This is a genomic window from Pseudomonas sp. R5(2019) (genome assembly GCF_009905435.1).
GTDB lineage: Bacteria > Pseudomonadota > Gammaproteobacteria > Pseudomonadales > Pseudomonadaceae > Aquipseudomonas.
In genome coordinates, this window is record NZ_JAAAMT010000062.1 from 1 (window position 1) to 20806 (window position 20806).

Below are 20806 nucleotides of genomic sequence, written 5' to 3' on the forward strand. Positions count from 1 at the left end.
TCGAGCAGGCTGTAGGTGCCGACGATGTTGGTCTGGATAAAATCCGAAGGGCCGTCGATGGAGCGGTCCACGTGCGATTCGGCTGCCAGGTGCATGATCGCGTGCGGCTGGAAACGCGCCAGCACGGTACTCACGGTGGCCTGATCGCCGATGTCGGCTTGCACGAACTCATAGCGGCTGTTGGACGCGATCGAGGTCAGCGACTCCAGGTTGCCGGCGTAGGTGAGTTTGTCGAGGTTGAGGACTTCGTGCTCGGTGTTTTCGATCAGGTGGCGAACGAGCGCCGAACCGATAAAGCCGGCGCCGCCGGTGATGAGGATACGCATGAGGAGTGCCTTTTTCCCTAAGGACAGTGGGCCGATGGCCCGGAGTGATTTAACTGGGGCAGGATTCTACCTGTATCAAAGTGGTTTGATCCAACTCCAACTCCTGTGATGGAGATGTTTTTTGAGAACTTAAAGTTGATAGCTTTTTAATATTACGGAAGTTGTATACGGTCTCAAACATAGTACGTTCATCCAAACAACCGTGACTTTCCCAGCATTTCGCTATTGCTGGCCGCGATGGGCCACACAGCGACCCCAGCTCCCCATTCATTGCCCCTCAAGCCCTTGCCGCGATCCACAACCGCCAGCAACTTCATCTCAGAATCCCTCGCAACACCGGTGAAAAGCGAGGGGTTAAGGAATCCATGGGAGCTGCCTTGCAGGAGCGAGTCGCCTGCGAAGCTCAGAACCTGTCTAAACCACCCCACTCCCGTGCCGCAATTGTCGCCCCAACACGTCCAACACATCACACCCATCCCGCAACAACAAGGCCGCTGCCTGGCTGATGCTCTGCAGGTCTCCTCCATCGGCCCCCATCATTTCATTACGGGCAAACGTCTCCAGCAGCTCGGTAGCCACACGAATACGCAGGAGGGCATTGTTGTGGAGATCAGCCAGCGGGGCGTGGCTGTCGATGGCCAGGCAAGGGAGGTCGCAGTTGTTGGTGAGGGGGATGTACTGAGTCATGAACAGGTTTCCATTTATGGGAGAGGAAACTACCACTCATCATCGCCAAACAATGGTGGCAGCTGTACGCAGGTTGGCGAACCGGAAATGGAGAACCGGCAGACCCGAAGGTCTCCCGCGCACAGCTGCCATAAACGCAGCTTTGCGGGTGCAACCGTGCGCTGCAGAACCAGCGTGATCACCGTTGCACTCCATTACCGGGTCGCCAAACCCGATCGCCAATGTGGGCGACGGGCGGACTATAAGCCTCGGGGGTCTGGCCGGGCAAGCGTGGAAAGCCTGAGGAATGCGTAGGGCACCTCTTGAAGTAGAGGTGCCCGTGATGTGATGGGGAAGAAGTTTTTAAGGCGAGGGTAGTTCCCAAAGCCCCATTTGCGGACCTGTTCCGGCGCATGATGGGTTGGCGGCAAGTACTCGTCGAGCATCCACACAATGATTTGCCTGCGACGGATGGTCAGGTCGGAGCCGTCGAACGAGGTGAAGGTATTGAGGTTCTCTCCGACCTGCCCTTGGGTCAAACTGAAAAAAATCCAAGGGGCTTGCCATCTTCACATAAATCATGAACTGCGTTTGATCCGCTGCGGGAGAACTGGCTAAAGCTTACGACCGAGCCCGAATAGCTGGTCTGGCGTGCGAGGTGGCCTATACGGCGCTGACGAAAAAGCAGCGAGGTGGAATATGAGCAAGTGGACCGAAATGATCGAGGCCGTTGAACCGATGATGTTGCTAGGCCTGTAAGCGAAGCGCCGGTACGACGAAGCCAAGGGCAATGCGCCGGTGGAGGAGGTCGAGCGCCTGCGCGTCGAAGCTGAGTGAATCATAGACGCCGTTCATGACTACCGTTTCCGAGCCTTGAGTGAGTCAGCCCAAACGCCCCACTGAGCGAGTTATTAGGTGACATGAGGCCGGCCCAGTGCAGTTTATTTTGGACCAACTTGGGCTTCAGTTGCTCGATCTGGCCATCGAACAGTTAAATATTGAAATGCGTTGCTGCGGCAAAAATCCATTCAGTAAGTCACTGGATTTAGCTTAAGCATTAAGATCACGCCCCAATTAGAGAGGCGTGATAATGAAGATGGAATGGTCTATTAAACCCCTGCATGTGTTTTTATCGTTTTCTTGATAAATTTTTTCTCCACAAAAAACCATGACATATTTGCAAGCAGAACCGTTATGAGCGCTGATGCAGCCAAGGAAGTCCAGAAGCCTAGCCCTGTTTCGTTGACCATTATTTGTTGTGTCGGGTAGGCGTAAATATATATCCCATATGAAATATCAAACCGCCCGTTGATTATGATATCCTTGAACGAGCTGCCTATGATAATGGTTAGTATGGAGATTGACGAGAAAAAAATAATACTTCTCTCATCGTCAGGCTGGGCAAGCATTATTCCTGTAACTCCTAGTGCGAATAGGAGTAGGCTGATTTTTCTGTTGTGCCAGTATTTTTTAGTAATGAATAGCAGGCCGCCAATCGCAAATGGAATGGTGAGTATAGTTGATCTGTCTATCCAGTAATTCGATGTCAGGCCTGCTTGCACTGCTAGTTGCAGAAGTATGCTTCCCGCTAGAAGTACAGTTAGGCTAATAATAGGTCTTGATTTGTTGAAGAGAAATAAAGCAATTAATATATAATCGAAGAACTCGAAGAACAGCGTCCAAAGGCTCCCGTTTAAAGCATCCTTGCGGATGTATGTCGAGCTGAAGTAGTTCATTTGTTCCGGCGTTGCGCTCGATCCAAGGGAGCTAAGGTGCAGAAAATTATATATTGCATCCTTAGATAGAAGATAGGATGACCATTCCCCGCTACCGAATATCGTGCAAACAAATGCAGTCATGATGAAAGAGCAGAGAATGAGCGCGGGAAAAATTCTTCTAGCTCTTTTCTTGAAATAGTCGATGCTCGAGCTGGCTCTTAAGTAGCTTTGTGTTATGAGAAATCCAGATATTGAGAAAAATACTACAACTGAAAGTGCTCCTAGCTTAGCTACTCCGAATGCTTTTGGCTCATCTAAACCGTTGAGTGCGAAATGGTGGCTGAATAAAACCGCAAGCGCTGCTATATGTCTGAGGATGTCAAAAATATTAGAGTTGTGGAGTGGTCCATTAATGGCAGTTAATGGTGGCAAAGCACTCGTTGATAGACTGGACATTTATGGCCGTTTTCCGGGGCTGTTAAGTGACATTTGTTTTTTCACAGGGTGCGGATTTGGTTAAGGTGAAACGGTAGCGATTCTCACACAAATAGCGGCAATATCATATAGCATAGGCAGCGCGGAGTCACAGCGTCTGGCTGCGGGCGCGTCTCCGCAGCTTGGAGCGGCCGAAGCCATCCCTCAAGACTGCGCCCAACTTCGGCAATGGCCTGGAGGTGGTATGGCGGGAACCGGTGCTGCTCTGTGAGGTCAAATTCGTCGAGATCACCCCAACCCAACGTCCGGCACGCGGTGTTCTCGGGGCTGCGCGAAGACAAGCCAGCCGTGGAAATTGGCTTGGAGCGTTAAGCAACATCCTGTCGCTCTGCCTCAATCTGCCGCCACAATTCTTCCTCAGTGAATTCGGATATTGTTCGGACAGCGCCGCGCAGGCGTTACGCCCGGCATCGCTGGGAACACCGCCTTCATCGTAGACCTAGCCGGAGACCACGGTGAATTCCAGTTCATGGGAGCCGTATGCATCCCAGTCGCTTGAGGTTATCCAGGGGTTGGGCGGCACGTCCGCAAGATAGGTCACTTCGCATTGCAGGCAGTATTGGTCAATCTTCACGTCATAAGTCATACGCGCCTCCCGACATTACGTAGCGCGCATAACTATTTTGATCGTGGGCCTGAGTGAAAGCGCGAAGGATTGTTCGCTGATTCCGCGCAGCACGCTGCGGAGACCGAGGGCGCTTATACTGCTCGGACCAAATGATGAATGGGCGAATGGAGTGACAAGATCAAAGCCGACGGACCGTTGATGGCGCAGGCCTTGGAAGCGGTGCGCCGCTACAACGAAGCCATGGACAGTACGTCGTCAGCGGACGTTGAAGGTCTGCGGACCGAGAGGCTGAATCGCTATGGAAGCTGTTTTGGAGTATCAGCTACTACGCGCGTGGGTGAGTGTTTACGGACGACCCCCTAAGCGAATTATTGGCCGTCATCAGGCCAGCCCACCGCAGTTGGCTCTTCATATGCGAATTCTCGACGTTGAGGGCGGATATCTCCCATACATCTTAAGAGACTAAAGCGCTAGCTACGCTCGATTACCGTGACTCAGCGCTTGGCGATCCCCCGTAACGGCAACGTTACCTGATGCTGACGATTCAAAAGGTTGAGCAGCAATACCACCCGCTCATTGCCGTCCATCCGCAGATAAATTGCCTGAAGCTCTGCAAACGGCCCCTCCTTGATTTGCACAGACTCACCGCTGACCAGCTGCAATTCCACGCCCCCTTGCTGCTCCTCCTGCAGGCGCAGTTCAACGATCAGCGCGTCGGCTATGGCAAGCGGCTGAGTACCGAACGCCACGACGCGAAGCACGCCACGGGTAGACCGTAACGGCCCCCAATTGTCTGAAAACGCCAGTTGAATAAAAAGGTAGCCTGGGAACAACGATTCCCTGCCCACCGAACGCTTGCCCTGCGCCAACCGCTCACGCAGGTACTGAGGCCGAAAACAGGTGTAGCCCTGCCGGACCAAATTCTCTTCTGCCCGCTCTTCCTGACGGGACTTACACTGGATCAAGTACCAAGCCTTGGTGTTAGATTCCATTTCCCTGACTCCACCATATCCCAACTTATCAATACTACATACGCCACATCTCCGTGGGCGCACACTCAATTTATCGCGAGGCAGTGAGTATACCAGCGACACATTTTTTTACCAGTTCATCGATTTGCAACAAACTCAACATAATCTGAGAAATAGCAAATACTAACCAACAATACTTTGACGTCAATCAACGCACCTTATACCGCTAGAGAATATTCTTAATTCAATTGGATAAAATCTTGTCCAAAAAGACCATGCAGGCACCATCGTACTAATTACCCGTAATGGAACAGGTGCCGCTCGTCGAAAAACAAATTGCCCATTTTTGGCCCTATCGACGTCTCCCTGCACCACCGTGCGACAAAGCTCGACCTCGCCTGGTGGTGGAGGACGCCAAAAAGACCGCAAAAGAAGAAATTGGTTCGCTTTTTGCTGCCACCGCTTCGCATACAGGTTTCAGAGGACACATTATCAGCGAGCGATCCCAAAAAGGTGATGATTAAACCAATAATGACCGACATGGAGATTCGCTAGAAGATAGCAAAATGATGGCGTTTTTTACTACTCAAAACGCCATAATTTAGATGAAAGCCCCCGCATTTTCGGGCTTTCGAGCTTGACACTATTGTCACAGAACCTTACATTTCGGCGCTTCTCACTTTAGCCAATGACTCCGCACAAGGAAGGTTGCTTTGTTCAAAAGGGTATTGATCGTGTGCATTGGTAATATCTGCCGTAGCCCTACGGCAGAACACCTCCTGCGTGGCGCAATCCTCAAAGCCAAGCCTGATTCTGACATTCAGATCAGCTCTGCTGGCTTGGGAGCCCTCGTCGACCACACCCTAGAGCAAACCGCTCAAGAAGTTCTCCAGGAGCGCGGCAACTCGCCAATGGAGCATAAGGCTCGCCAGCTGCGATCAGCCCTAGTCAGCGAAGCAGATCTTATTCTTGTCATGGAAAAGCGTCATGTTGATGGTGTACTGCGGATCGCCCCAGAGGCCAGAGGCAAGGTGCTTCTGCTTGGCAAATGGCAAGACAACCGTGAAATCGACGATCCGTATAAACGAGGCAAACCAGCATTCGTTCATGCTTATGCGTTGATCGAAGAAGCTGTAAACGCCTGGGCTCAGCGTCTTGCACGTTGATAGCCATTTTCTCGAATAGCAGCACAGATAAAGACAACTGACTTATGCAGCAAGCGCCAGTAGTAAATACACACGAAAATGACAAAGAAGACGAAATAGACCTGCTTGGACTAGTGGGTACAATTGTCGATCATAAATGGGTTATTACCGGTATTACCTGCGCCTTTATGATAGTTGGTGCTGCATACGCGATCTTAACTACCCCTGTATATCAAGCAAATGCGCTTGTTCAAGTTGAGGCCAAGAAAAATGACATGCTTGGTTTCTCTGACGTAGGAAGCATGCTTGGTAAAGAATCACCCTCAGCAACAGAAATTGAATTAATTCGCTCTAGAGCGATTATTGGTAAGGCCGTCGACAATCTAAATCTTGACATAACTGTTGAGCCCGGCCGTTTTCCAATTATCGGCGACTTTATTGCTCGCAATTACAAACCTGAAAATCCGGGAGAAATCTCCGCACCTTTGTTTGGGCTAAACAGCTTTGCATGGGGAGGCGAAAAACTAGATGTTTTTCAGTTAGAACTTCCGAAAGATTTGCTTGGGAAAGAGCTAACTCTAATCAGCGGTGAAAACGGTCAATTTACTGTTTATGATGATAACAATGAACTTATAGCAAGCAGTTCAATCGTAAACTCTTACAATCAAAATGGCGTTAAGATTCAGATAAAAACACTGAATGCCAATGCCGGCACGAAATTCATCATCAAACGAGCCCCCCGACTTAGTAGCATCTTAGAATATCAAAAGAATCTTGGTATAATCGAAAAGGGAAAAGAGTCTGGAATCATCGGGCTGTCAATTGAAAGCACGGACCCGGAGCTCGCGATAAGTATACTTAATGAAATCGCCAATCTTTACGTTAGACAAAATGTAGAAAGGACTTCTGCAGAGGCGGCGCAGAGCCTAGATTTTTTACGCGAGCAACTGCCACAAGTACGTAAAGATTTGGAAAAAGCAGAAAACGCACTTAATAAATATCAAACTCAAAGCAAATCTGTTGATATTAGCCTCGAAACTAAAGCAATTCTTGATCAAATCGTCGCACTTGACACAAGTATTTCAGAGTTAAAACTGCAGCAAGCCGAGATGGATCGTAAATTTACGCGCCAGCATCCTGCATACCGCGCGCTATTAACCCAAATCGGAGAGCTCAGCTCGAAGCAAAATGGCTTAGCCAAAAAAGTTGAAGGCTTACCATCAACGCAACAAGAACTGCTCAGCTTAACTAGGGATGTTCAAGTAGGAACAGAAATTTACACCCAGCTTTTGAATAAATCTCAAGAGCTTGATGTCATGCGCGCGGGAACTGTAGGCAACGTTCGTTTAATTGACGTTGCAGATGCTGATCAGTCTAAACCTGTTAAACCTAAAAAAGCTCTAATTGTAGTCATAGCTACTTTGCTGGGTGTATTAATAGCTGTCGCAATTGTACTATTGCGAAAAGCTTTAAATAAGGGCCTAGAAAGCCCAGAGTTGATCGAGCAGATGGGACTGCCAGTTTACGCATCCATTCCCTATAGCTCGTTACAAAAATCTGAAGAAGACAAAAACGCACACGGTAAAGGCCGTGCAAATAGAGCTGCTCCGCTTTTGACAACCAGTCACCCAACCGATCTAGCCGTTGAGGCATTACGTAGCCTACGCACCAGTTTGCACTTTGCGATGTTAGAAGCAGAAAACAATCGCTTGATGATATCTGGTCCGAGCCCTCAGGTAGGTAAGACGTTTGTTTCCGCCAACTTAGCAGCAGTTATAGCGCAAACGGGACAACGGGTCCTTTTGATAGATGTGGACATGCGTAAAGGCTATCTACATAAACTCCTTGGTACAACAATAGAAAACGGTCTTTCTGAAATACTTGCTAACCGCACCAGTTTTGACCATGCAATACACAAAACAGAAGTTGAAAACTTTGACTTCATCAGTCGCGGGCAAATCCCACCGAATCCTTCAGAACTTTTAATGCATCCCAACTTTAGTAAGTTGCTTGAGCAGGCTAGCGCGAACTATGACTTGGTAATTTTAGATACTCCCCCAATTTTAGCCGTGACTGATGCTGCGATAGTTGGACGCCAATCCGGTACCAATATGATCGTGACGCGCTTCGGATTAAATCCTGCACGAGAGGTGGAGCTTACAATCCGACGCTTCGTACAAAACGGCATTAACTTGAAAGGAGCAATATTCAATGGAGTTGAAAGGCGTGCTTCTGCTAAGTACGGGTATGGTGGTTACGATTACTATCATTATGAGTACAAATCCGAACAAGCTTAACTAATCACTTCTATCGAATAACCACCTGCGCGCCTACAAGCACAGGTGCTTTTCCCAATTAGTTAGAACGTCATAGTGCCTAAATAACCACACGTGCTCAGGATAGTCACGTCAAATCCTGGGGCGGTAGCGTGCCTCTTTGCCTCTCGTTCGCGAATTCACAAACCTAGAATGATAAAACTATCCCAATCAGTTGCCTCGACGATCACGAGAGCACTTTCCGCACTATTAATAATAGCTCTATTCTCAAAATCATTAAATCTCGAAAGTTTTTCCTACTACGCTCTTGGCTTACTTGTAGCTCAGATATCCAGCGTATTTATCGACGCAGGCGTTAATAATGAGATATTACGGTTTGCGAGATTAGAGAAAGACGATATCAGCAATTTAAGACTTAACCAAAGTACGATAGTAAGACTGATTTTAAATTTTGCAATTTTTTTATGCTGCTCAATATATCTAATCCGTGTCGACGGCACCGAAAACAAATTAATCTTCATCAGCTCATTTATCGCAGGAGCCCTAACTTCAATTACTGAATCGTATCTTATCAACATGAAATCCAAGGGCTTTTTTTCAAAAGAGCTCTCTATAAGCTTTCTCCAGGCCATCGTCGCAATTGGATTTGCATATTCAAGCAAACTTTCAAGCTGGGCCACTCCATTGTGCATAGCCCTACCACGATTAATGTTTTTTTATTTTATTGCCATCAGAAACAACAGCATATTTTCATCACTAACAAATTTCAATATTAGCGAAATCAAACAATACTACACAAAGCTAAAACATTACTCGATTGACTCTATATTTTCAAATATTAGCACTCAGATTGACAACCTTCTCATACCAATACTGTTCGGAAAAGAAGCGTTTGCTCTTTATCAGCCATTATCCAAATTACTATCCTCCGGATTAACATTTTCAGGTGCGATAGGTGCCTTCGCCATCCCCCTTGCAAGCACATATAAATCCAACATCAAAAAACTAATATTTCTTAATTCTATATTTATTGGATTTGGATTGGCTGCCGGCATTACATTTTTTTCTTTATCAAAGATTTTTATTTCTTACTTTTTCGGAGAAATGTTCGTCCTCGATGAGAGTATAATCTTACTGCTCTCCTTAACCCTCGCTGTTCGCTTTTTCTCTGCAGGATCGGGTTCTTTTTTAACTCTAACAGGCAAACAGAAAACCCGAGCAACAATCAACTCCATTATTACAAGCATCAGTATTTTTGCTGGAAGCTTTTTTTCAAGTTCAATATCAGAACTCTTAACGATTCTTTTGGCATCTCAACTCCTCATCCTTACTGGCTATATCGCTACATCTATTGCTACTACCTTAGAGACCAAGCCCAACAGTTAGAACTAGCTTAAATAAAAACTCTCCATCATAAGAGAACACCCTTCATGACTGACGTAAAAAAAATCTGTTTAGCCTGGCACAACTTCAACTCATGCAATTACGGCGTAAGCGCACTTGCCATAGCACACCTAAATATGGTTCTAAAAGCAGCGGGCGAAACTGGAGCCAATATTGAGATACAAACATTAGGCACACACAACGTGGCTAATCTAAGCATAAAAGAAGAGCTAGAGAACAACAATAATATCAAGATAAGCCATGTAAACTATTCCACAAAGCAAATCGCAAAAGATTTTCTCAAATTAAATTTCAGTGCAGTTAAATCATTTAAAAAATACGATTTAGTGCTGGATATTGGCGAAGGTGATAGCTTCACCGATATATATGGATTAAAAAGGTTTTTAAACTTATCTTCCACCAAGTTTATCTCCATTATATTTGGAAAGAAGCTTTGCTTATCCCCCCAGACAATTGGTCCATTCAACCACAAACTCTCCAAAATAGTTGCTGCATGGTTGATGAAACGTTCGAAATATGTATTTTCCAGAGATGGCAAGTCCACTCATTATGCAAAAGAGTTAGGCGTCAACGCTATTGAGGTATGTGACGTAGCTTTTTCGCTACCTTACCAACCACAAACGAAGATCCCCAACTCAGTGGGAATAAACGTATCTGGCCTGTTGTGGAATGGAGGGTATTCAGGAAACAACCAGTTTAATCTGAAAGTAGACTATAAATCCCTCATCCAAAAAACAATTGAAGGGTTTCTTACGAGGGGAAAACAAGTTCACCTCATCGCACACGTCATCGCAGATGATATTCCTGTTGAAGATGACTTCAGGGTTTGTGAAGAGATCAAAAAACGGTTTCAAGAGAACCACAACGTTATATTAGCTCCAAAATTCAAATCTCCGACAGAAGCAAAAAGCTATATTAGTTCTTTACACTTTTTTACCGGTGCAAGAATGCACGCTACAATTGGCGCGCTTTCATCTGGCGTCGTCACTATACCGCTGGCATATAGCCGAAAATTCGCAGGAGTATTCGACTCTTTAGGATATCCTTACACTTTAAGTGCATATGACCTCGACACAGAGTCCATATTAACGAAAACATTTGAGCTACATGACCATGTCTATGATGAAATGGAAGCAGCTATGGCCAGGGCAAGAGCTTTATCTAAGCAGAAAAACTTAGAGTACGTCAATTACCTAAAGGAGCTAATTATAAATGCATAACATTGAAAAAGTTATCCAAGATAATATGTGCTCAGGCTGCGGCCTCTGTGTGAAGACAGAAAAGGAAATGTGCATAAGCGACTCAGGTTTTTTACGCCCACTTATTCCTATAAACGATGTACTATCAGCTAGGTCATGTCCCGGCAGCGCAGTTGATCACCATAATGGAGAGGCCCCCTATGATGTACTTTGGGGGCCCATTTTTTCGTCTAACGTAGGTTATGCTACTAACGAAGAGATCCGAAATAGTGGCTCTTCCGGTGGCGTCATTTCTGCTCTTCTTGATTTTTTGATAACTTCTGCCACTGTAGACGCAGTGATACATACAGGAGCATCTGATCAAGACCCTATTAGAAATAAAACCTACATTTCAACTACTCCAGGCGAGATACTAAGAAATGCAGGATCACGATATGCACCGTCCTCCCCACTTTCGGTAATCCGTTCGCTCATTGGAAACAAAAAAAAATATGCTGTAGTAGGTAAACCTTGTGATATTGCGGCTATGAGGAGCTTAACGTCTAGTGACATAGAGTTAAAAACACAATTCCCTTACCTTATCTCATTCATGTGCGCTGGAGTTCCAAGTGAAGAGGGGACTCTACGAGTTCTTAAAAAACTTGGAATTAAAGATAGGCGAACAGTATCGCTATTCCGTTACAGAGGAGACGGGTGGCCAGGATTGACAAAAGCAATTACTTCCTCGAATGAGGAACATACTATGACTTATAACGAGTCTTGGGGCACAATCCTTAATCGACACCTTCAAGCCAGATGCAAGTTATGTGCGGACGGTATAGGTGAAGCTGCTGACATTGTCTGCGCAGATGCATGGCACGAATCTGAAAATGGATATCCTTCATTTGAGGAGGCCGAGGGGCGTAGCTTAATACTGTCCAGAACCTCTGCGGGAGCAAATCTTTTAAATCAAGCTATCCAAGCGAAAGTTATCGCAACAGAGAAATTTGAAACTAGTAAAATATCCGAAATCCAACCATATCAATCAAACCGAAAGAAAACCGCTCTCGCTAGAAAGCTCGCAATAAATCTAACAGGCTCAATCACGCCAAAATATGATAAGAAATACAGACTTATAACTGCGGCTAGCCAATCGAATGTCACGGATCTTATTAAAGCATTTGCCGGCACTTTCCGCAGAAAACTCAAAAAAACCCTTTAATCGTAAATTTCTATGTAGGGGATAAAAGATTGAAAATCTACGCCATTTTTCTTTCTTTTTACAAAGACTACGAAGAGTCTGGAATCAATGAATTTACAAGCCTTGTGGAATCGCTCGGCCTTGAATATGAGCTTTTTATTGTTAGTAACCGAATAGATAATAGCCTATCCCAAAATAATTTTATTCTTGGTGATAATTCAAATTGGGAGTTTTCAGGATGGGACAAAGGTATAGCGAAAATATCGTCATTTGCCGATGAGGACATATTTATTTTTTGCAATGACACTTTTTGTTTTCACCGACAATGGGGGGTCGCGGAACGACGACGTTTTTTAAAAGCATTCACTCGACTAATAAACTCTGGAGAACAGGGTATGTCTGGTGAGGTAAATAACGTTAACAAAACATTTAATCTTTTTGGTCACTCAACCGACCGTTGGATAAGCACCTATCTTTTTGCAATGACTGGCGGCTTATTGAAAAAAAATAAAAATAAGCTATCACTGCCAGAATCCCAATTGGAAAATGCCGTGATTTCCGCTGACCAAGACAAGGCAGTATGGGGAGTAGGCGTATGTGAAACATTAACCGCGCATATTCAAGACTGGCTCTATCCTGATAGCATAAACTCTGGTTGGTATAAAGCAAAAGATGCCCCCCCCGCTATAAAGCTAAGAAAAGCAAAAACAATTCTCAATGAAAAATATTTAAGCGCTTTTTGCACATCGTTCAACGGCATGCTATTCCCTGCCAACTCAAATTTACTGTTTCGCGCTTTTAAAAGACTACAAAACATATTGAAAAAACCAAATCACTTCTAAGCCGACTACAGCCCTAAAATGTTACTTACTAGCTTGCTAACAAATTCTCTAGCTCATTTTCCTTTGGTTCTAATAACTGCATGAATATAAAATTTCGAGCAGAGCCTATGATAGTTTTTATCATATTAGTTTTTCTTCCTTTTGAAGACTCTTGGCTCCAAGCCACTCCCCTAGGCTACGCCGGTGCTAGCCTAGCTATCATCCCAATCCTTATACTGCTCGTACTAAAAACTGTAACCGGACAAATATCAAAATCATTCATTCTTTATTTAGGCTATTCGATACTATTATCGTCGCTGTTTGCCTTTGTTTACCAAGACCTTCCAGTTGAGACATTGATAGATCGAGGCTCAAGAGCTTTTATTTTGTACAGCCTCTATTTTTTTGCATTTATTTACTTCAAACACACCAAGGTTGACATATCAAAAGCTTCAATTGCGCTTGTTTCCATAATAGGTTCTTCGCTGCTGTTAACATTAGTTGCACCCGACTATCTAAACTCTATATCCCCTCTTCACTACTCGGATACATCAAACTATAGGCCACGAGGATACTCCATTGAAGCAAGCACTTTCGGGTATATAGTTATTAGCTCAATACTTTTGCTATGCTGGTTAAAAAACATCAATACCTACATCGGACTTGGACTTTCATTAGGTTGTGCTCTTCTTGTAAACTCGAAAGGTGCGATGATCGGGTTATTGTTAGCCTGGTTTGTTTATTTGATGCTTAGCGGTAACAAAAATCTAATTTCTAAGGTTATAGGATTAATTTTCGTCACTATTGCTGCCTTCATCGCGGTACCTTTGCTCGCTGCTATTTTCCAATCGGACTTTGATGAATATACATCAACCGCGACCCGCAGCACCATGGCGATTCTTTCCGTAATGTCAATTTTTCACTCCCCACTGGGCCATGGATTTACTGGATATCTGCCATATATTAACTACAATGGCCAAGACTCCATTTATATTTCAAAAATAATTTCCCCCATACCTTTAAATTATAGCGAAGTGAGCAACTATTTTACCGCGGGCGCTTACAAAAGCGTGGGAGCAAAAAGCTTCGTATTTGACTCGATTATAATATTTGGTATGCCGTTTTTGATATATTTTTTTAGCGCAATAAAAAAAGGCAGAAGGCTATCAATTATAATAAATAGCCCTTCTAGAGACATATTATTTTATTACACAATAATATCGCTGGTGTTCTACATCCCAGGTATAGGCGGCTATATATCGGCTGTTATTTTAGGAATCTGCTTGAATCGTCACATAACCAAGGTTTCCAAATGAACATACTTATTGTATCTCCAGATTTTCCTTACCCACCGAACCATGGTGGCAGGGTCGACATTTGGAAGAGAATTGAATTACTTCACTCCCAAGGTCACGCCCTCGAACTGATAGCAACAACAAACTCCACAATAAGCGAGACAGACTTAAACCATGTAAAGCGCTACGTCAAAAACACAATAATAGTTCGTAGAGAAACTTCAATATGGAAGCTGCTCACTCCCTTTCCTTATCAAGTTTTGAGTAGGGAGAACTTATCAAAAACCACAATATCCAAATCATATGATTGTGTGATATTAGAATCTGAGTCTGTCTCCCCAATTATAAAGTCAATACGCGGAAAAACGAAGGCGCTATTCCTTCGAATACACAACAATGAAACTGCATATTTTCGATCACTACGAAAAAGCACAAAAAACATTGTGCTTAAGATTTTTTACCTTCGCGAGCAACTACTATACTCTAAGCATAGTCGTGAAGTTAAGAAACAGTGTGATAAAATCTTACACATATCCAAAGATGAATACGAGACCGATAAACTAGGACAAGAGCATAAAACTGTTTTTCTTCCTTCCCATGTTTCCCCTGGTGACTTCAAAGACTACTCAAGTAAAGAGACGTCTAAAGTTTTATTTGTGGGGAACTTATTTACCGAAAACAACCTCGCCGGATTACATTGGTATGTAAAAAATGTCCATCCTGCATTGATAGCAAGATCAAAAGCCTATGAACTTATAGTTGCAGGGAACACACGAGGAACCAAACCTCAATTCCTCGACAACGTTGATGCTGTAAAATTCATAGACTCTCCGGCAGATCTCAACCCACATTACGCCGAAGCTGCGGTTTTTATTAATCCCATGCTTAGCGGAGCTGGAGTAAAGTTGAAAACGATCAATGCCATCCAAGAAGCGATACCCGTAGTTTCGACGACAACAGGCGCTGAGGGTATTGGTTTGGTTGACGGGCTTCATTTTATGCTCGCAGACGACGTTGAAAGTTTTGCCAACGCAGTACATTCTCTTTTGGAAAACTCTGAGCTAAGAAAAAACATTGCTATAGAAGCTCAAGAATATGTAAAAAAACACTTCAATGCAACCCAGACCTACGGCACTTTATTAAATGACCATCCAATCATCTGAGTCTTTTCGCTTGGCAAAGCGAACATTGAAAGTTGCGATAATCCATGACTGGCTAGTAACAATAGCGGGTGCGGAGAAAGTTCTTGCAGCCATATTGGAAATTTATCCAGCCGCAGACCTTTATTCTATTGTAGATTTTCTCAGCGAAGATCAAAGAAGGCAAATTGGCGGCAAGGTAGCAACTACTTCTTTTATTCAAAAGTTGCCCAAAGCGAAGTCAATGTACAGAAACTATTTACCTCTAATGCCTTTGGCTGTAGAGCAGTTCGACTTATCCACCTATGACCTTGTAATAAGCAGCAGTCATGCCGTTGCAAAAGGCGTAATTACGGGGCCAGATCAGTTACATATATGCTATTGCCACTCACCAATAAGGTATGCCTGGGATCTACAAGCGCAATACCTCAAAGAGTCTCGCCTGGATAGAGGATTAAAGAGTTGGATAGCACGTATACTGCTACAAAAAATACGCAACTGGGACTTTAGGACATCAAATGGTGTAGATCACTTTATTTCCAACAGTGATTACATTGCAAGAAGAATCTGGAAAGTTTACAGAAGAAATGCGACAACCATACACCCTAATGTATCTGTAAATGATTTTAGCTTAACAAACACCAAAGATGAATTCTATCTTACGGCGTCACGTATGGTGCCATATAAAAAGATGGACTTAATTGTTCAAGCTTTTAGTTTAATGCCAGATAAAAAACTTATTGTCATCGGCGACGGCCCTCAAATGGATGTCGTTCGACAGTCAGCAACACAGAACATTACAATTATGGGCTATCAACCATTTTCTGTGCTCCGAGATCATATGCAACGGGCTAAAGCTTTTGTATTTGCTGCCGAGGAGGACTTTGGAATAATTCCTGTAGAAGCACAAGCCTGCGGAACACCGGTAATTGCTTTTGCAAAAGGCGGAGCTCTGGAAACCGTGATAGAGGGGAAGACTGGAATTTTTTTTGAAGAGCAGACAAAAGAATCAATTCAAGAAGCCGTAATACGCTTTGAACAAAATTTCACATTAAATACAGTATTAATCCGAAATCACGCTGAGAATTTCTCTTCCTCCATTTTTAGAGAGAAATTTGAAAAATTCGTAGTCGACTGTATTGCCAAAAAACTTAATTATTCATCGGACGAAATTAAAGGTATCGAAATATGAACAATTCTGTTCTTCCAATTATAATGGCTGGTGGTTCAGGATCACGGCTCTGGCCTTTATCTCGGCAACTAAACCCTAAGCAGTTTCTAGCTTTAGGGAACACAGATGAGTCCATGCTTCAAACGTCGATTAATCGATTAGAAAATTTGAACTTGCTAAACCCGTTGATCATTTGTAACGAAGAGCATCGATTTATCGCTGCAGAACAGCTTCGTCAGTTGGGAAATAATGACAGTTCGATAATCTTAGAACCCGTTAGTCGAAACACTGCGCCGGCTATCACGCTTGCTGCTTTGCATTCGATACAAAATGGAAATGATCCATTTCTATTAATTTTAGCCGCAGATCATCACATAGAAAACAATAAAGCGTTCGAAGCAGCTGTCTCCAATGCTTTTAAATTAGCATCCACCGGAAAATTAGTAACTTTTGGGATTAAGCCTACACACCCGGAAACGGGCTATGGATATATTTCAATGGGTGAAGAGTTGGAGTATGGAGGTTATGCTGTTCGATCTTTTGTAGAAAAACCAGATGCATCTACCGCCCAAAAATATATTGCCAGTGGCGATTATCTTTGGAACAGTGGAATGTTTATGTTCAAGGCTAGCCACTACCTTGAAGAGTTAAAAAAATATCATGTTGATATTTTTAACGCTTGTGAAAAATCCTTGAACAGTTGTAGCACAGATTCGAGTTTTATTCGAATAGACAGCGACTCATTTAAATCATGCCCGGACATATCAGTCGACTATGCCGTGATGGAAAAAACCACATCAGCTGCAATGGTTTCTCTTGATGCGGGGTGGAGTGATATTGGTTCGTGGTCCGCTCTTTGGGCTATTAGTGATAAAAGCGATAGTGGAAATGTTCTAAAGGGCGATATTCTAGCTCATGACACAAATAATACCTACGTACACTCCGACAATCGCCTAATTGCAACAGTCGGAATTGATAATCTCATAGTAATCGAAACCAAAGATGCTGTGTTGATTGCTCACAAAGACAAAGTACAAGACGTCAAAAAGATTGTTGATCAACTCAAAATTAATGGGCGAACAGAGCACTTGCTTCACCGCGAAGTCTATCGGCCTTGGGGCGCGTATGATTCTATCGACAAAGGCGAAAGATACCAAGTAAAACGTATTACAGTTAAACCTGGAGCAAAACTTTCAGTTCAAATGCACCACCATCGAGCTGAACACTGGATAGTAGTGAGCGGTACAGCGAAGGTAACTAATGGGGAAAACACTTACCTCGTGACTGAGAATCAATCTACCTACATTCCTATCGGACAGGTTCATGCACTAGAAAACCCAGGAGTAATACCTTTAGAGCTTATTGAGGTCCAATCCGGATCTTATTTAGGAGAGGATGACATCGTCAGATTCGAAGACAAATACGGAAGGGCATAATTTATTACTGCAGTGTGAGCTCAAACGACTCACACTGCCTGCTTATACTTTGAGTCAAATATTTTACTCTGGTACCAGTAGCACCATGCTTACCCGCCGCAAAGGCCGTGACCTCGCAGCCCAAAAACAGAAAATTAAGTCAATACCACATTTTCGCCACCCTCATCCCAAAGGTTTTTAATGAAAGGCATTGTGTGCGAGACGGTACTATATTATGCGCGGTTCTAAACAACTACACCCTGTCTACATTACCTTCTATCGGTATTAATGCTCACTGAAATTCGAGCATCTCATAATCTCCCCTCCAAAAGACCTGCCATACTTTAAAAAGATTTTAAGTGCCAGCTCCAACTTCGGTATATCTTTAAGCTATGCCGAACAACTTTTTCCTGATGGATTAGCTCAGCCGTTCATTCTTGGACAAAAATTATAGGGAATAGCGATGTTGCATTGATTTTCGGAGAGAGTATATTTTCGGCTAGGGCTTTGGCAGTCTACTAAAATAATGCACTAATCGAAAAGTGGCGCAACAATATTTGGTTACATGTGACTGACCCTGGGCGCTTTGGCTTGGTCACGTTCGGTGAAGCTGGCAAAACCACTTCAATTCAGGAAAAGCCTTCCAGCCCACAATCTAACTACCTAATTACGCAGTCACGGGCTTTTATTTCTACGAATGTCATCCATATCGATTAAAATGTTAAGCTCTCTGCACGAGGCGATATAGAAATAACAGGTATTAATAGTACATATTTTTCTCACTGTGATATGCATGTTAGCTTGCTAGATCGCGGCTTCGCTTGGCTCGATACTGGCACCCATAACCAACTTATGAAAGCAGGGCATCTCGTTCAAGCAATAGAAGCGGGGCACGGGCGAAAAATTGCTCGCTTAGGTTCTGTACTAAAATCTTTGAAACATCGAAATGGGTAGAATCATCGCTATCAAAGGCAGGAGCCCTGATGGCCAAGCGATACGAACTCAGCGATGCGTCTGGGGAAATGATCGAAAATCTTATCACCCAGGATCACGCGGTACGACAAGCTGGCGAAAAGTTTCCGAGCAATGGTGCTGCCTTACCAGCGAACAGCTTTCTAAAGAAGCAGCTGCATTAAACAAGACGTTATGGGGTGTGCCTAGCAAGGCTTTTGCCAAGACAAGATAAGTAAACTAAAAAATAATATTCCAGCGGGTTTTGCCAAAAAACACCACAAAGAAAGCTCACGCCCACCATTCAATAGTTTCCTGCCATTTTTTTGTCGCCTCCTCCGTGGTAGTAATCGGCAGCAGCTAAACGTGTGGATCCGCCATGACATGCACTCGAATTGCGGTACGCTCAAATGAATAGTCTTCCATATCCATTTAGGACATGATTACTTCAACCGCCTTTTCGCTTGCCCTTGCCTGCTGGCTACCTTACTATTCCTTCATCTACGAATCAAAATCCACAAAAGGACTTTCTCTATGAACAAGCTCCTAGTAACCGCTCTGATGGTCGCCCTCAGTACGTCGGCAATTGCTGCCGAGGCGCCTCCTGCATCCTCTGCTGTCCCAAAAGAAACCGCTGCCGAGACGTCCCTTACCAGCGCTGCTGAAACTGGCGGTCTCATTGGTGGCGTAAGCACAACTGCTATTGTAGGTGCAGGCATTGCCTTGGTCGCGGGTGGTCTCGCTTTGTCGAATAGCGGTGGAGGCGGTAACGGGTCGGGTGGCACCACCGGCACGACTGGTACCACCGGCACGACTGGTACCACCGGCACTACGGGCACGACCGGAACAAACTAAACTTCATGTAGGTTTCGGTACCTTAACCACCCAGAACATCTGGGTGGTTTTGTTTTGACTTGTACTTTTAAAGCGTCCTTCATTATGATTCGTAGCACTTCACTCGCAGTGCTTGCAGGCTTTGTCTTGCAAGGTTGTATGTTTTCACCGGGCCAGAATATGGACACCAGCCAACTCGTGCGAAACGGTTCACTTGAGAGCAGTCGAGTAGAATTGATTCCGATCACACCGAAGCTCATCGCTCAGAACGCCGCTACTAAGTTGACGCCTAATGTGTCTTCAGAATTACTGAACTATAGACCAGACGCCTATCGTATTGGTGCCAACGACGTGTTGTATATCACTGTTTGGGATCACCCTGAGCTCACAGCGCCATCAGGCGCTCAACAACAAATCGATGCGAATGGCCGTTTGGTCCGTCCTGATGGCACTCTCTTCTACCCTTATGTCGGCAACATTCAGGCAGCGGGTAAAACGATCGAAGAGTTGCGCAAACAAATCTCCGAAAGTTTGGCCAAGTTCGTTGAGAGCCCTCAGGTTGATATTAGTGTACTGCGTTTTGCCAGCCAGAAAGTGGTCGTCACTGGGGCAGTTTTGAAAGCAGGCCAACAACCGATCACCACCTCCCCAATGAGCGTTCTCGAAGCTATCGGTACAGCTGGGGCCGACCCGGTGAACGCAGATTTTTCTGGTCTCATATTGACTCGTGATGGCCGTGACTATGTACTGGACCTTGACGCACTAAATAACCAGAACTCGCAGCTGCAGGACGTTTATCTGAAAGGCGGGGATCAGCTGTTCTTGCCTTATAACGATCGGAAGAAGGTGTACCTGATGGGCGAAGTGAACGCACCAAAGGCCATCACATTCAAAATGAGTCGTTTGAATCTGGCTGATGCAGTAGGTTCTGTGGGTGGCTTGAATCAATCTACGTCGAACGGTAATGCACTGTACGTTATTCGCGGAGCTGAAAATCTTGAGACTGCTCCTGCCAAAGTGTTCCAGCTTGATGCTGAATCGCCTACGGCTTTCGCTCTTGCTACTCGCTTCGATCTTCAGCCCCAGGATATTGTCTATGTTGGCCCAGCCGGCGTAACACGTTGGAACCGCCTGATTAGCCAACTGCTGCCTTCCGCCACCGTTCTGGGTACCGGTGCTGCTTCGATGAATAATCTTAGTGACGCCAGCTCTCGATAAGGCCAAGTTGACTC

17 protein-coding genes and 2 pseudogenes are annotated in these 20806 nt (G+C 44.7%); 14 read left to right on the top strand and 5 right to left on the bottom strand.

The window, feature by feature from the left end:
- Both GUY40_RS25430 and GUY40_RS25435 read right to left on the bottom strand, forming a co-directional pair.
- Window positions 1-326, bottom strand: a 326-nt coding sequence (locus tag GUY40_RS25430) for a GDP-mannose 4,6-dehydratase (RefSeq protein ID WP_166571669.1), incomplete at its 3' end; no start/stop codon positions are given.
- 414 nt (window positions 327-740) lie between these two features.
- Entirely contained in the window at window positions 741-1013 is a 273-nt protein-coding gene (locus GUY40_RS25435) for a short-chain dehydrogenase (RefSeq protein ID WP_166571670.1), read from the bottom strand.
- Window positions 1014-1593: 580 nt separating this feature from the next.
- Here GUY40_RS25435 and GUY40_RS25440 point away from each other — a divergent pair.
- Window positions 1594-1695: pseudogene (locus tag GUY40_RS25440) on the top strand (DUF2514 family protein); the annotation flags it as partial.
- 406 nt (window positions 1696-2101) lie between these two features.
- Here GUY40_RS25440 and GUY40_RS25445 read toward each other — a convergent pair.
- The 3 genes from GUY40_RS25445 to rfaH form a co-directional block, all read right to left on the bottom strand.
- Window positions 2102-3166, bottom strand: a complete 1065-nt coding sequence (locus tag GUY40_RS25445; protein WP_166571671.1) for an acyltransferase — start codon at window positions 3164-3166, stop codon at window positions 2102-2104.
- 478 nt (window positions 3167-3644) lie between these two features.
- Entirely contained in the window at window positions 3645-3791 is a 147-nt protein-coding gene (locus GUY40_RS25450) for a hypothetical protein (RefSeq protein ID WP_166571672.1), read from the bottom strand.
- 476 nt (window positions 3792-4267) lie between these two features.
- Window positions 4268-4765 (bottom strand): transcription/translation regulatory transformer protein RfaH, encoded by a 498-nt coding sequence (gene rfaH, locus GUY40_RS25455; protein WP_166571673.1) that lies wholly within the window; start codon window positions 4763-4765, stop codon window positions 4268-4270.
- A gap of 692 nt (window positions 4766-5457) precedes the next feature.
- On the opposite strand from rfaH, the gene GUY40_RS25460 reads away from it, so the two are divergent.
- From GUY40_RS25460 to GUY40_RS25520, 13 genes and pseudogenes are all read left to right on the top strand, one after another.
- Window positions 5458-5910, top strand: a complete 453-nt coding sequence (locus GUY40_RS25460; RefSeq protein WP_166571674.1) for a low molecular weight protein-tyrosine-phosphatase — start codon at window positions 5458-5460, stop codon at window positions 5908-5910.
- Window positions 5911-5954: 44 nt separating this feature from the next.
- The gene (locus GUY40_RS25465) at window positions 5955-8186 is read left to right on the top strand and encodes a polysaccharide biosynthesis tyrosine autokinase (protein WP_166571675.1); all 2232 of its coding nucleotides are present in this window, start codon (window positions 5955-5957) and stop codon (window positions 8184-8186) included.
- A gap of 171 nt (window positions 8187-8357) precedes the next feature.
- Window positions 8358-9551: a hypothetical protein gene (locus tag GUY40_RS25470; protein ID WP_166571676.1), complete on the top strand. Its 1194-nt coding sequence runs from the start codon at window positions 8358-8360 to the stop codon at window positions 9549-9551.
- A gap of 44 nt (window positions 9552-9595) precedes the next feature.
- Window positions 9596-10789 carry a polysaccharide pyruvyl transferase family protein gene (locus GUY40_RS25475; protein ID WP_166571677.1) on the top strand — a complete coding sequence of 398 codons (1194 nt, stop codon included), beginning with the start codon at window positions 9596-9598 and terminating at the stop codon, window positions 10787-10789.
- Window positions 10782-11969: a Coenzyme F420 hydrogenase/dehydrogenase, beta subunit C-terminal domain gene (locus GUY40_RS25480; protein WP_166571678.1), complete on the top strand. Its 1188-nt coding sequence runs from the start codon at window positions 10782-10784 to the stop codon at window positions 11967-11969. Before GUY40_RS25475 ends, GUY40_RS25480 begins: the two co-directional genes overlap by 8 nt.
- 29 nt (window positions 11970-11998) lie before the next feature.
- Window positions 11999-12790, top strand: coding sequence for a hypothetical protein (locus GUY40_RS25485; protein WP_166571679.1), 792 nt, complete (start codon window positions 11999-12001; stop codon window positions 12788-12790).
- Between the two features lie 80 nt (window positions 12791-12870).
- Complete coding sequence (locus GUY40_RS25490; protein ID WP_166571680.1) at window positions 12871-14085, top strand: hypothetical protein; 1215 nt, start codon at window positions 12871-12873, stop codon at window positions 14083-14085.
- Entirely contained in the window at window positions 14082-15227 is a 1146-nt protein-coding gene (locus GUY40_RS25495) for a glycosyltransferase family 4 protein (protein WP_166571681.1), read from the top strand. The genes GUY40_RS25490 and GUY40_RS25495 overlap by 4 nt, the downstream gene beginning before the upstream one ends.
- A gap of 25 nt (window positions 15228-15252) precedes the next feature.
- Window positions 15253-16395, top strand: a complete 1143-nt coding sequence (locus GUY40_RS25500; protein ID WP_218585473.1) for a glycosyltransferase family 4 protein — start codon at window positions 15253-15255, stop codon at window positions 16393-16395.
- Window positions 16392-17810: a mannose-1-phosphate guanylyltransferase/mannose-6-phosphate isomerase gene (locus GUY40_RS25505; RefSeq protein ID WP_166571682.1), complete on the top strand. Its 1419-nt coding sequence runs from the start codon at window positions 16392-16394 to the stop codon at window positions 17808-17810. The genes GUY40_RS25500 and GUY40_RS25505 overlap by 4 nt, the downstream gene beginning before the upstream one ends.
- 546 nt (window positions 17811-18356) lie before the next feature.
- Window positions 18357-18743 (top strand): annotated as a pseudogene (locus tag GUY40_RS28930) (sugar phosphate nucleotidyltransferase).
- Between the two features lie 29 nt (window positions 18744-18772).
- Window positions 18773-18925 (top strand): hypothetical protein, encoded by a 153-nt coding sequence (locus GUY40_RS25515; RefSeq protein ID WP_166571684.1) that lies wholly within the window; start codon window positions 18773-18775, stop codon window positions 18923-18925.
- Window positions 18926-19679: 754 nt separating this feature from the next.
- Window positions 19680-20792 carry a polysaccharide biosynthesis/export family protein gene (locus GUY40_RS25520; protein WP_166571685.1) on the top strand — a complete coding sequence of 371 codons (1113 nt, stop codon included), beginning with the start codon at window positions 19680-19682 and terminating at the stop codon, window positions 20790-20792.
- The last annotated feature ends 14 nt before the right edge of the window (window positions 20793-20806 follow it).

Bases quoted from the DNA above. Each gene is read 5' to 3' on its own strand.
- GUY40_RS25435 (WP_166571670.1), bottom strand. From the start codon at position 1,013: ATGACTCAGTACATCCCCCTCACCAACAACTGCGACCTCCCTTGCCTG.
- GUY40_RS25445 (WP_166571671.1), bottom strand. From the start codon at position 3,166: ATGTCCAGTCTATCAACGAGTGCTTTGCCACCATTAACTGCCATTAAT.
- GUY40_RS25450 (WP_166571672.1), bottom strand. From the start codon at position 3,791: ATGACTTATGACGTGAAGATTGACCAATACTGCCTGCAATGCGAAGTG.
- rfaH (WP_166571673.1), bottom strand. From the start codon at position 4,765: ATGGAATCTAACACCAAGGCTTGGTACTTGATCCAGTGTAAGTCCCGT.
- GUY40_RS25465 (WP_166571675.1), top strand. From the start codon at position 5,955: ATGCAGCAAGCGCCAGTAGTAAATACACACGAAAATGACAAAGAAGAC.
- GUY40_RS25470 (WP_166571676.1), top strand. From the start codon at position 8,358: ATGATAAAACTATCCCAATCAGTTGCCTCGACGATCACGAGAGCACTT.
- GUY40_RS25475 (WP_166571677.1), top strand. From the start codon at position 9,596: ATGACTGACGTAAAAAAAATCTGTTTAGCCTGGCACAACTTCAACTCA.
- GUY40_RS25480 (WP_166571678.1), top strand. From the start codon at position 10,782: ATGCATAACATTGAAAAAGTTATCCAAGATAATATGTGCTCAGGCTGC.
- GUY40_RS25490 (WP_166571680.1), top strand. From the start codon at position 12,871: ATGAATATAAAATTTCGAGCAGAGCCTATGATAGTTTTTATCATATTA.
- GUY40_RS25495 (WP_166571681.1), top strand. From the start codon at position 14,082: ATGAACATACTTATTGTATCTCCAGATTTTCCTTACCCACCGAACCAT.
- GUY40_RS25505 (WP_166571682.1), top strand. From the start codon at position 16,392: ATGAACAATTCTGTTCTTCCAATTATAATGGCTGGTGGTTCAGGATCA.
- GUY40_RS25515 (WP_166571684.1), top strand. From the start codon at position 18,773: ATGGCCAAGCGATACGAACTCAGCGATGCGTCTGGGGAAATGATCGAA.
- GUY40_RS25520 (WP_166571685.1), top strand. From the start codon at position 19,680: ATGATTCGTAGCACTTCACTCGCAGTGCTTGCAGGCTTTGTCTTGCAA.